This is a genomic window from Saccharicrinis sp. GN24d3, assembly GCF_052400645.1.
GTDB lineage: Bacteria > Bacteroidota > Bacteroidia > Bacteroidales > Marinilabiliaceae > Saccharicrinis.
This window is the reverse complement of sequence record NZ_JBQTGI010000033.1, coordinates 1-12,173: the sequence shown is the minus strand read 5'-3', so window position 1 is coordinate 12,173 and position 12,173 is coordinate 1. Positions and strand designations below refer to the sequence as shown.

9 protein-coding genes are annotated in these 12,173 nt (G+C 38.3%); all 9 read left to right on the top strand.

What is annotated here, in order from left to right:
* The first annotated feature begins 8 nt into the window (after nt 1–8).
* Nucleotides 9–1,841 carry an alpha-L-fucosidase gene (locus ACT29I_RS23280; RefSeq protein ID WP_444794555.1) on the top strand — a complete coding sequence of 611 codons (1,833 nt, stop codon included), beginning with the start codon at nt 9–11 and terminating at the stop codon, nt 1,839–1,841.
* 180 nt (nt 1,842–2,021) lie between these two features.
* The gene (locus ACT29I_RS23275) at nt 2,022–3,065 is read left to right on the top strand and encodes a glycoside hydrolase family protein (RefSeq protein WP_444794554.1); all 1,044 of its coding nucleotides are present in this window, start codon (nt 2,022–2,024) and stop codon (nt 3,063–3,065) included.
* A 41-nt stretch (nt 3,066–3,106) separates the two neighbouring features.
* A complete protein-coding gene (locus ACT29I_RS23270) occupies nt 3,107–4,669 on the top strand; it encodes an alpha-L-fucosidase (protein ID WP_444794553.1) in 1,563 nt (520 codons plus the stop codon).
* Between the two features lie 23 nt (nt 4,670–4,692).
* Nucleotides 4,693–7,077, top strand: a complete 2,385-nt coding sequence (locus ACT29I_RS23265; RefSeq protein ID WP_444794552.1) for a right-handed parallel beta-helix repeat-containing protein — start codon at nt 4,693–4,695, stop codon at nt 7,075–7,077.
* A 118-nt stretch (nt 7,078–7,195) separates the two neighbouring features.
* On the top strand, nt 7,196–8,323 hold the full coding sequence (locus ACT29I_RS23260; protein ID WP_444794551.1) for an arylsulfatase: 1,128 nt from the start codon (nt 7,196–7,198) through the stop codon (nt 8,321–8,323).
* Entirely contained in the window at nt 8,316–8,507 is a 192-nt protein-coding gene (locus ACT29I_RS23255; protein ID WP_444794550.1) for a hypothetical protein, read from the top strand. The genes ACT29I_RS23260 and ACT29I_RS23255 overlap by 8 nt, the downstream gene beginning before the upstream one ends.
* A gap of 34 nt (nt 8,508–8,541) precedes the next feature.
* A complete protein-coding gene (locus ACT29I_RS23250) occupies nt 8,542–11,232 on the top strand; it encodes a glycosyl hydrolase family 95 catalytic domain-containing protein (protein ID WP_444794549.1) in 2,691 nt (896 codons plus the stop codon).
* 55 nt (nt 11,233–11,287) lie between these two features.
* The gene (locus ACT29I_RS23245) at nt 11,288–11,899 is read left to right on the top strand and encodes an alpha-L-fucosidase (RefSeq protein ID WP_444794548.1); all 612 of its coding nucleotides are present in this window, start codon (nt 11,288–11,290) and stop codon (nt 11,897–11,899) included.
* A gap of 50 nt (nt 11,900–11,949) precedes the next feature.
* Nucleotides 11,950–12,173 (top strand): hypothetical protein (locus ACT29I_RS23240; protein ID WP_444794547.1); only part of this gene is annotated, 224 nt, incomplete at its 3' end.

The window sequence follows — 12,173 nt, the reverse complement described above, 5'->3', positions numbered from 1 at the left end:
GCCAAGATATGTTACTAAATAAAAAAGTGATTCTGTTGATGACGGTTCTTTTCCTGTTTCAATTAAGTTGCCATAGCCAAAATAAGGATATTAAGTTTGTCGATTTCATCACTGAAACTTCAGGGAAAGTAGATTTTGGAAAAACTGATGTTTCGGCTTATACGCCAGAAATAAGAGAAAACATGAAAAAACTGTACGAAGATAAGTTCGGCATGTTTGTTCATTGGGGACCTTATGCCCAGCTGGAAGGTATGTGGAAGGGTGAAAAAGTAAGTGCCGAATGGATCATGAAAAGAGGTCCAATATCTATACAAGATTACGAAAGAGAAGCAGCAGGTAAATTTAAGCCTGAAAAATTTAATGCCAACGATTGGATTGATATTGCAGAGAATGCAGGTATGAAATTCATTGTGCTGACAGCCAAACACCACGATGGATTTGCCATGTATAAATCTGCACATTCATATAATTTGGTTGATTTTGCAGGTTATGGTCGCGATATCTATAAAGAATTATCTGTGGCGTGTGCCAAAAGAGGTATGAATCTGGGTTTTTATTATTCGCAAAGTCAGGATTGGCATGAGAAGGGTGGAGTTGGTAACGATTGGGATTTTGAAGGTGTTCTTAAGCCTCAGAAAGACTTTGATGCTTATTTTAAGGATAAGGTAGCTGTACAAATAAAAGAACTGAGCCAAAATTATGGCGATATTTTTATGGTTTGGTTCGATACACCCATTCAGATGGACGATGACAAGTGCCAGTTGTTGATGGATATTGTAAAAGAGAATCAACCGGGAGCTCTGGTAAACTCTCGTTTGGGTAACGGATTTGGTCATTTTGATGTTTCTATTGATAATGGCAAAACTCCAAGTGTGAGCACAGCAACGTGGTTGCCAGATTTAAAAGTGCCATGGCAAACACACGAATCGGTTACTGTAGGTGGTTGGGGTTATACAAAATTTGGTGGCGATATCGATCGTTCGGCCAGTTACTCCGATTTTATTTATAGTTTTTGCCGCATTGTTGGTAACGGAGGTGTGTATTTATTAAATGTAGCACCTCGTCCTGATGGAACCATTCCGCAGTCGCAGGCCAATAGTTTACGTGCGATAGGTGAGTGGCTCGAAGTAAATGGAGAGGCCATTTACGGTGCCGACCCAAGCCCGTTAAAGTTCCCTCCTTATGCCATTACCAGTAAGCCCGGAAAAATATATTTGCATCTGCAAGATTTGGTGCAAACACAGATTGAGCTTAATGGCATTTTGTCAAAAGTGCAGAAGGCATATTGTTTAGCTGATAAATCACAACAAAGTTTACGATTCAAACAGGAAAAAGATATTTTGAATATTTCTGTCCCCGAGGAACTTCATCAGCCTAAAGTAACCGTAGTTGTGTTGGAAATTGAAGATGAAGTGGCAAAGGTAATAGACGAAACGCTCCAACAAGAAGAAGATGGTTCTATTAAAATGCCGGTTTCAAAATGTGAATTTGCCATCAGGCGTATCAGTTACGATTACGAAAAACAGGTAACGCATCGATGGGGAGAGAATGTGAAGCAAGGTTTGATATGGACTGTAAATGTTAATCAATCCGGTACTTTTAAAGTAATAAGCGAAGATTCTGGAGATAATGATTTTGTTTACATGCTGATGACTGGACAAGATATCTTGGTTTTAAATGCGAAGGGGTACATTGGAAAATTAACAAAGAGGGAGCAGAAAGGAAGGGTGTTTTTGGAAAAAGGAATACATCAAATCATAGTTTATCCTAAAGTGCCTACATCAAAAGAAACCAAGCACAGTTATAAGTTTAAAGGACTGGAATTAATTCCTGTTAAGTAAGCTGATGCAGGAATAATTTATAAATGAGTATTTCTTTGATAGGTTAGTTCATCAGGGAGAAACAATTAAATCTTTATAAATTAGATATAGATGAAACGAGCCATGAGGATTGCTTCACACACTGGAGTATGGTTGTTTTTGGTGAGTTTCATGTGACTATAAAAATCAAATTATAAACACATGAATTTATATTTAAAACTTATATTTCTCTTAACTGCTTTAATTGTTTTGTTTTCATGCAAACCAGATCAAACGATTAAAGAATCTGACTTTTGTAAATCACTTGTTCCGGGTAAATATATTCTTCCTGCAGAGGAGGGTTGGTGGAACTGGTGTATGGCACCCATCTACGATGAAAATGGGAAATTACATGTTTTCATGTCTTCTATTCCAAATAATGGTAGTTGGATAAAGGATAGCAAGATTGTACATTTTGTAGCGTATAAACCTGAAGGGCCATATACTTTTGTGGATACAACGTTTTCAAGCAACTTTGCAACCTACCATAATCCGCAAATTTCAAAAGTGGACGATACTTATGTTTTGGTGTATTTGTTAAAAAACAGAAATACACTAAGGTTAAATCAGGAAATAGGAATAGCTACAACTAAATCTTTAGATGAGCCTTGGGTAGAAAGTCCGCACAATCCAATTATTAAAGCATCAGGACAAATGGATGGAGCCAACATTATTCATGCATCCAACCCTACTTTTGTAGAGGATGAAGAAGGGAAATTCAGGATTTATTATAAATCAATAACTGATAAATATAAGCCAAAAACCTACCGTGAAATATCGCTAGCCATAAGCGACCATATTGAAGGGCCATATGAAAATTACAAGGAAAATCCTATAATAAGTTATGCGGATATGGGGTTGGATATTGAAGATCCGTATGCTTATTATTACAAAGGTATGTATTACATGATTGTAGAAGACCGCATGGGTGTTAAAAATGCGCTTGAAGGACATTCTATAGCCGAGAAAGAGATAAAAAAAGGAGGAAACAGACCAGGGTTAATTTATCAATCAAAAGATGGAATAAACTGGGGGAGACCTGAAGTTGGCTACAATACCAACGAATATTACTTTAAGCATGAGTTGGCACGTTGCGAACGTCCAAATATTTTGTGGAAAGACGGAAAACCTGAATGTCTTTTTCTGGCTTGTCACGATGAAGATCCTACAGCCGGGTTTTTCTTAAGAATTGAGGGGTGGGAATAAAATATAGATTTTAAGGCAATTATACACATAGTTATTAAGGCATGAATAAATATAAAATTGGGTTAATCGCTACCTTATTATTTACAGTTGTTACTGTGTTCAGTCAACAAAGGGTAATTCATCCCTATTGGGCACCAAAAACTTGGTCAATTCGCGCGGATGATATTACCACTATTATGGGATTTAGAGCTGAATTAAGTGGGCAATTAAACCATCTAGAACGTCCTGCTCCAATGGCAGTTAATAATGCATTTATCCGCGGATTTCTTACGAAAGATGATGTGATGACCTGGACTGTAGATGTTCCTTCTGATGCTGAGTATAGCGTAGCTTTACTATATACAGGCAGCAACAATATTCTTTCTCAATCTACCTTCGAAGTTAAAACAGAGTCTTCAGTAATAATTGAAAAAGCTCAGATAAAAAATTGGGAAACACGTCCCATTGTTCAACGCCATTTTTTATCGCAAAACATAAAACTTAAAAAAGGTATTAATAAAATAAGTTTTCGATTAGTAACTTTTGGTGAAGAAAAACAACGCCAAGAAAATACTGAAATTAAAGCCAATGCAAACATCAAACCTAACCCATTTGCCTTTTGGTCTATTGAGTTGGTACAACCAAAAGTGTTAGTGGCTATAAAGGATCGGGCCAAAGCAATGAAAGCTGATGTGCAGTGGATGGTGGATGGAAAATATGGCCTGTTTGTGCATTTTTCATCAGCCTCAGTTCCTTTTAATGGTGGTCCAAAATTAGGAGATCAATACCAAAAGCTCGTTGATACTTTCGATGTTGATGCTTTTGTAGATAAGGTAGTTGAAATTGGTGCTTCTTGGGTATGTTTTACCTGTGCTCATGGAACTCAACATTGGCCAGGGCCAAGCAATACCATCGATAAAATAAAATCTGGATTTACTTGTGAACGCGATCTGATAAGGGAACTTATTGATGGTCTAGGGAAACATGATATTCGACTCATGTTATATTATAATCCCAATAGTGGAATGGAGGATTTGTATGGAAATACTTATGGTCACGGAAAATGGCCAGATTCCAAAGGTTATTTTAATTTTCTAGAACCTCACTTTCGTGAGGTTAGTCTTCGCTATGGTGAGGATCTAGCAACCACTGCAGGATATATCGATGATTGCGGTTGGAAAGTATATCAACTTGATCCTCCATGGGGAAAATTTGCAAAAGCCATTAAAGCAGGTAACGCTAATGCTTGCATAGGTTTTAGCCAAAACATATTTCCTAACCTAACCCCATTTAGCGACTTAGTTGTTTCCGATGGGTCGGGAAGAGTACCCGAAATTCAATCTCCCTTTTTATTTGAAGAAGGTGGCCAGCTAGAAGGGCAATACCCTGCCAGCTGGTTTTATATGGATGGTTGGTCTAGTAGAACAGGTAATGGTGTTTTTACCCAAAAACCTAAATTCTCCACTGAAAAGTATGTCGAAATATTTAAAAAAGCAGATGCTGAAAATGTACCTATAACAATAAACCTAGCTATGACTCCTGATGTAAATAAGGATCACCCAATTTTTAATCCGGTTTGTATTGAAATAATGAAACAGGTACGAAAAGCTGTAAAAGGTTATTAATGAAAAATTACAAAATAATTAATATGAATATTTTTAATCTGACTACCCTAATTTTTATGGCATTTGTGCTTAATGTAGCACAGGCAGCTGATTTATACGTAAGCCCAAAAGGATCAGATTCGAATAAAGGAACAAAGAAGAAACCTTTTGCAACACTTTTAGCTGCAAAAAATGCTGCTCAAAAATATGCAGGTAAAGAATCCGTAACAATACATGTTCAAGATGGCGTGTATTATTTAAGCGAAACGCTTGTTTTTGAACCGAAAGATTCTGGATCAGAGAAGTACCCTATAATGTATAAAGCCATTAACGAAGGTGGTGCTGTACTAAGCGGAGGAACCATGCTGCAACTTACATGGAAACCTTATCGTGATGGAATTTATCAGGCCAATACACCAGAAAACTTGAGCATCGATCAACTTTTTGTGAACGGAAAAAACCAACGAATGGCTCGTTATCCAAACTACGATGCTACAAAAAAAACAGATGCCTACCAGGGATATGCAGCTGATGCTTTTTCAAAAGAACGAGCGGCTGGGTGGAAGAATCCTGAGGGTGGATATATTCATGCCATGCACACCAAGCGCTGGGGCGGATATCATTACATCATCACCGGAAAAAATGCTAGTGGTGAGGTAAGCTACGAAGGAGGTTGGCAAAATAATCGAAAAATGGGAATGCACTCAGATTTTCGTATGGTAGAAAATATTTTTGAAGAATTAGATGCTGCTGGTGAGTGGTTCCATGATGCAGAGGCCAATGTGTTATATTATATGCCCGAGCCTAATACGGAATTGTCGAAAGCTAAGATTGAAGTTGTTCGCCTAAGTCACTTACTTGAGTTTCAGGGAACGGAGGCATCACCTGTTGAGTACATTACTTTACAAGGCTTTGTAGTAAAACATGCTGCACGTACTTTTATGGATTGTAAAGAGCAGTTGTTACGTTCTGATTGGGCTATCTATCGAGGAGGTGCCTTTATGCTTACAGGTACAGAAAATATCCAAATTCTAGATATGGAATTTGATCAGGTAGGAGGGAATGCCATTTTTGTGAATAATTATAATCGAAATACCTTGGTAAAAGGATGTCATATTCATGATACTGGTGCAAGTGGTGTTTGTTTTGTAGGTGACCCGAATGCAGTGCGTGATCCTCTTTTTGAATATAACGAGACGAATGATTTATCTAAAATAGACCGTACTCCAGGACCAAAAACCAATAACTATCCAGCAAAAGGTATAGTGGAAGATTGTTTAATTCATGGTATTGGTCGTGTAGAGCGTCAGCCTGCCGGGGTGCAGATTTCTATGGCTAAAAATATTACTGTTCGTGATGCTTCAATTTACGATTGTGCCCGAGCGGGTATTAATATTAGCGAAGGTACTTGGGGAGGTCATTTAATCGAGCGTTGTGATGTTTTTGAAACAGTACAGGAAACTCATGATCATGGTTCGTTTAACTCTTGGGGGCGTGACCGTTTCTGGCACAAAAACCGTAACTATTCTCAAGAGATGATAGATGAGGATCCAAACTTGCCATTTCTGGATGCTACAGAAACAACAATTATTCGCGATAGTCGTTGGCGATGTGATCATGGTTGGGATATTGACTTGGACGATGGATCAACTAATTATGATATTTATAATAACTTGATGTTATCTGGGGGCTTAAAGTTTCGTGAAGGATTTCGTCGTAAAGCTTGGAATAATATCACAGTAAATAACACTTTTCATCCACACGTATGGTATGCCAAAAGTAATGATGAGGTCTATTCCAATATCTTTATGTATAAATACAAAGGAGTAAAAGTACCCACAGAAAAAAATCCCGGAAAACGTGTAGACAGTAATCTTATTTTTAATTCAGCGTTAACGCAAAAGTTTGGTTGGGATGAAAATTCTATAGTGGCCGATCCGATGTTTATAGATCCTGAAAATGGTGATTTCCGCGTAAAAGAAGGTTCGCCAGCTTTTGATATTGGCTTTAAAAACTTTCCGATGGACCAGTTTGGAGTGAAAAAGCCTTCGCTTAAGGCTATTGCTCGTAAGCCCGAAGTACCTGTTTTAGGAGAAATGGGTTCTTTGGATAGGAAGAATACGAAGAAAGGTACACCCAAAGCTACAACTTGGATGGGTGCAACCATAAATGGTTTAGTTGGGATGGAGTTTTCGGCTTATGGTGTTGCAAAAGAAGATGGTGGTATTGCGCTTACTACAGTTCCAAAAGGTTCGCAAGCTGCCAAATTAGGCTTCGTCGAAGGCGATCTAATTTTAACCGTTAATGGACAAAAAGTGGATGAAGTAGGTCAATTTATAAATTTGGTTAAAGCAAATCAGTCAACGCCACTTAAGCTTAAAGTAGTTCGGGAGCAGCAAAATATTGACTTATCAATTCAACTTAAATAGCTTAATGGTGAGTATCTACTAAATTAAAAATTCCAATAATCATGATAAAGAGCTTGGATGCAAAGAATATGATTATGTTTTCATTGCGTCTTAGTCTCTTTTAAGAGACCTTTTACATATGAAGTACTACTTAGTTAAAATTACCTTGTTAATGTTAGGATCAGGATTTATGGTGTCATGCACTAATGCTAGTCTAAAGTCTGATCAACCTAATATTATATTGATTATGCCTGATGATGCAGGTTATGGCGATTATGCTTGTCTAGGGAGTCCAATCATTAATACTCCAGCAGTTGATGCTTTTAAAGAGAAGAGTTTGCTTCTGACACATTTTCATGTAAGTCCTAAGTGTGCACCAACTAGTGCTGCACTTTTGAGCGGACGACATGATTTTAAGAATGGTGTGACTCATACTGTTTTTGAGCGTGAACGTATGAGCTTAGAAACATTTACACTTTCTGATATGCTTAGGAGTTCGGGTTATGCCACAGGTATCTTTGGTAAATGGCATCTTGGTGATGAGGAGGCTTATCTTCCAGAAAATAGAGGATTTGATGAGGTTTATATTCATGGTGGCGGTAGTATTGGCCAAACTTTTACCGGCTCCTGTGGAGATGCTCCTAACAATAGTAATATCAATCCAGCTTTATGGCACAACGGCACATGGGAGAAAACTACGGGATATTGTACCGATCTTTTTTTCGATCAAGCTACCAAATGGATGGATGACCAACGCCAGGCAGGTAAGCCTTTTTTTGCTTACCTCCCTCTAAATGCACCGCATGGTCCATTTGTTTTACCTGACGAGTATTATCAGCAATATCTTGGTCATCCTAAATTGAACGATAATCTAGCCAAGTTTTATGGCATGTTGGAGAAAATTGATACCAATTTTGGTCAACTGTTGACTCAACTTGAAGAGTGGGGTATAGCTAATAATACAATAGTGATCTTTATGGGATCAGATAATGGTGGTACTAAGGGTGTGCCTATCTACAATGCAGGAATGCGTGAAGGTAAGGGTTCTCCTTATCAGGGAGGTACGCGTGTTCCTTGTTTTTTTCGTTGGCCAGATGGTGGTATACCTGAAGGTGTAGAGACAGATGCCTTGAGTGCTCACCTGGATATTTTTCCCACTTTTGCAGAAATCGTAGGAGCAGAGTTGTCTTCAAAAGTTATGCAACAAGTCGAAGGACGAAGTTTGTTACCTAATTGGCGCACAACCTTATTCGTATTTTATGTATAGTTGGGGCTGGAAGTTAGCAACAGGTCCATTGGTTAACTACCCCGAGATGCAAAAGCCGCTTGGTGCGCCCAATGATGCATATGAGCGCGTTAGTTCTAATGGTTGGGCATTTACCCGCGAATTTGAAGGTGCAAGTGTTTGGGTAGATACGGAAAAAAGAGAAGCTAAAATTACCTGGAAGTAGAGTGTGAAATGAATGTATTTGAAAAAATTAGATAATGAGAGAAAATAATAGAATGTTTTTTTTGAGTCTTAGACTGTTGGTAGTGATGATGTTTGGTGCATCTACCTTTGTTTGTGCCGGGGAGGGAAATAAAACTGCCCAGTACACAAAAAAAGAAACTTTTGGCAACGCTGATAGGGTAACAAAAAGTTTAAGACTATGGTACAATGAACCTGCTCCAAACAATAATACTGGTTGGGTAAATGCTTCAATACCTATGGGAAATGGATATATGGGAGTGAATGTATTTGGAGGTACAGAAACAGATCGGATACAAATTACAGAAAATAGTTTGTACGATTGGGGAGAGGATCGAGGACTAAAGCGCAGGGGATTAAATAATTTTGCGGAGGTATATATCGATTTTGGCCACGATAATATTACCGACTATAAACGAGAATTAAATCTTAATGAAGGAGTTTCCTTTGTAAAGTATAAGCAGGATGGAGTTGAGTACACAAGAGAGTATTTTACTAGTTATCCAGATAAAGTAATGGTGATTCGCTTAAATGCATCTGAGACTGGCAAATTGTCGTTTACATTACGTCCAACTATTCCTTTCTTAAATGAAGGAAAATCTGGATCTGTAAAGGCTAAGGGAAATGTGGTTACCCTGTCTGGTGCCATGCATTATTATAATATTAAGTACGAAGGACAATTTAAAGTGATACCAGAGGGAGGTAAGATTACGGCAAGCGATAATGGGACTATTAATATCGTAGATGCTGATCGTGCTGTTATTTTAATAGCAGTAGGAACCAACTATAAAATCGATTCTCAGGTGTTCCTAACCGAATCAGCAACTCAAAAGCTAGCCGGTTTTCCTGATCCTCATATTAAGGTTACCGATTATATGAACAAAGCCACAGCAAAGCCATATGATGAGTTGTTGGAAAATCACCAAAAGGATTATAAAGAGCTTTTTCATCGGGTGAATGTCGATTTTGGTGCCGAAGAACCAACTATTCCAACTAACAAGTTGGTTGATACCTACCCAGAGGGTATTTATAGTACATATCTTGAGGAGCTTGCATTTCAGTATGGACGTTACATGTTAATATGCTCTTCACGAAAAGGCACACTTCCTCCTCATCTTCAGGGAATATGGAATGTATATGAAAAACCCCCATGGTCGTCGCAGTACTTACATGACACCAACCTGCAAATGGCCTATGCACCTGTTTTTTCCACTAACTTGTCTGAGTTGTTTGAGTCCTATGTCGATTATTTTAATACTTTCGAACCACGCCAACGGTTGTATGCCAATGAATATATAAAGCAGTACAATAGTTCTCAGTTTGACCCCAATGGAGACAATGGTTGGTCGGGGCCTTTTTGGAGTAATCCATATGATGTTCCTGGAAAATCAAAGGTCGCTGGATTTGGAACAGGTTCCTGGATTGGACTATTATTTTGGGATTACTACGATTTTATACGTGATGAATCGATTTTAGAAGAAAAGGTTTACCCTGTAATTTACGAGCAAGCCAATTTTGTATCTCGATTTGTAAAAGATGTTAATGGTGTTCTGTTGGCTAACCCTTCGTCAAGTCCGGAGCAAAAACTTAGAAATACAGTTGGTACTACTTTTGATCAGCAGATGTTTTACGAGAATCATCATAACACCATAAAAGCGTCTAAGGTATTAGGTCGTTCCGATAGTAAATTGGCCACATTTGAAACTCAGCTTCCATTATTGGATCCTATTCAGGTAGGTAAGTCGGGACAGATTAAAGAGTTTCGCCAAGAGGAATACTTCGATGATATTGGTGATCCAAATCATCGACATGCTTCTATGCTTCTAGGTTTATACCCAGGACAATTGATTAATGATAATACACCTGCTTGGCTCGATGCTGCCAAAGTTAGTTTGCAAAAAAGATCTCATAAAACGAATATTGGATGGGCCCGTGCCGAGCGAATAGCTATGTGGGCCCGAGTGCACGATGGTGAAGAGGCTTATTCGTACTATAAAGAATTATTGAGCGAGAATTATTTACACAATTTGTTTAATGACCATAGGGGGGATCCTTTGTTTCAGGCAGATGCGAATTATGGTGCCACAGCAGGGGTTGCAGAAATGCTTATACAGAGTCATGATTACGTAGTGGCTCCATTATCTGCATTACCAAAGTCATGGCCGGAAGGTAGCTATCAAGGCTTGTTGGCAAGAGGTAACTTCGAAGTTTCAGCCAAGTGGTCAGATAGGCATGCTAAAAAAATTGAAGTATTGTCTAAATCGGGTGGATTATTGGAATTAAGGTATCCAAATGTTGCTAAAGCAAATATTAGAAATGTCAAGGGTAAGAAAGTGGATTTTGAGGTCGTGAATGATGACCAAATTAGTATTCACACCAGAAAGGGACAAACTTATGTGATCACAAAAATACCTACTAGTGTCCCTGTTGTTGAGCCATCTAATCTAAAAATAGTGAATAATTCGGCAACTAATAAAATAGAGCTTTTTTGGGATACCAGTGCTGATGCTAAATCGTATAACATATACTGGGCTGGAGATAATGCTCCAGGTTATGAATTGGTGGCTTCTGATGTTGAAAGTTCAAATTTTAATTTTGATGTGAGTAATCTTAAACCGCATGATCAAATGACGATAAAAGTTACTGCAGTAAATGCCGATGGCCGCGAGAGTAATAATGGCACTACGCTGTTATGGTTAATGCCATAGTGATAGAATATAAACGATTAGCATAAAATTATAACAAACAATAATGCTAGGTAATATGAAAAATAATAAACGAATAACAAGAGTGCTAATAGGTGTATGCATCTTTTGCTTGGGTTTAACAGGATGCAACCAAAGCACCAATGTGCCTTCTTACCTTAAAGGATATGAGGATAATTATAAGGAGAATCCAAGAACTGCTGCACTAAAGTGGTTTAGAGCGGCAGAATTTGGAATGTTCATTCATTATGGTTTGTTTAGCTTAACGGAAGGGTATTGGGGTGATATTCATTCAAAACCCGCCGAGTGGGTGCAATTGCGCGCTAAAATAAGACCCGATGAATACGCTAAACTAGCCGATAAATTCACAGCCGAAAATTTTGATGCTGACTTGATTACTGACTTGGCCATTAATGCAGGTATGAAGTATATTAACATTACGACCAGGCATCATGATGGATTTTGTTTATTTGATTCAGAATATACCGATTTTAAAAGCACCAACAGTGCTGCTAAACGAGACTTGGTTGCAGAATTGGCCGAGCAATGTCATAAAAAGGCTTGGGATTATTCTTTTATTATTCGCACGGACGCGATTGGCGACATCCGCATTCTCCAAATAGAGATGAATGGGGAGGAAATCCTAAACCCGAGTATGATACACCAGTAGAGTCTTACAAATATGGAGAAGAGCGCGATTTGCAGCTTAACGTGGAATTTATGAAAAATCAAATCACTGAATTACTAACTAATTATGGCCCTGTAGCTGGGACATGGTTTGACAGAAGATCTGTTCCTAGTTCGCGACCAGAAAAGAGACACGAATTAAAATACAGGAACTATATGATCATATTCATTCCCTACAACCTCTTGACTTCCGCACTTTTTGTGGGACACCCTCCGTATCCCTTGCTATTGCTGACTTTCTTTTTTAACTTGGGTGT

Excerpts from the sequence above, each read along its gene's own strand:
- ACT29I_RS23245 (WP_444794548.1), top strand. The coding sequence starts at position 11,288 with ATGAAAAATAATAAACGAATAACAAGAGTGCTAATAGGTGTATGCATC.
- ACT29I_RS23280 (WP_444794555.1), top strand. The coding sequence starts at position 9 with ATGTTACTAAATAAAAAAGTGATTCTGTTGATGACGGTTCTTTTCCTG.
- ACT29I_RS23260 (WP_444794551.1), top strand. The coding sequence starts at position 7,196 with ATGAAGTACTACTTAGTTAAAATTACCTTGTTAATGTTAGGATCAGGA.
- ACT29I_RS23265 (WP_444794552.1), top strand. The coding sequence starts at position 4,693 with ATGAATATTTTTAATCTGACTACCCTAATTTTTATGGCATTTGTGCTT.
- ACT29I_RS23255 (WP_444794550.1), top strand. The coding sequence starts at position 8,316 with ATGTATAGTTGGGGCTGGAAGTTAGCAACAGGTCCATTGGTTAACTAC.
- ACT29I_RS23270 (WP_444794553.1), top strand. The coding sequence starts at position 3,107 with ATGAATAAATATAAAATTGGGTTAATCGCTACCTTATTATTTACAGTT.
- ACT29I_RS23275 (WP_444794554.1), top strand. The coding sequence starts at position 2,022 with ATGAATTTATATTTAAAACTTATATTTCTCTTAACTGCTTTAATTGTT.
- ACT29I_RS23250 (WP_444794549.1), top strand. The coding sequence starts at position 8,542 with ATGAGAGAAAATAATAGAATGTTTTTTTTGAGTCTTAGACTGTTGGTA.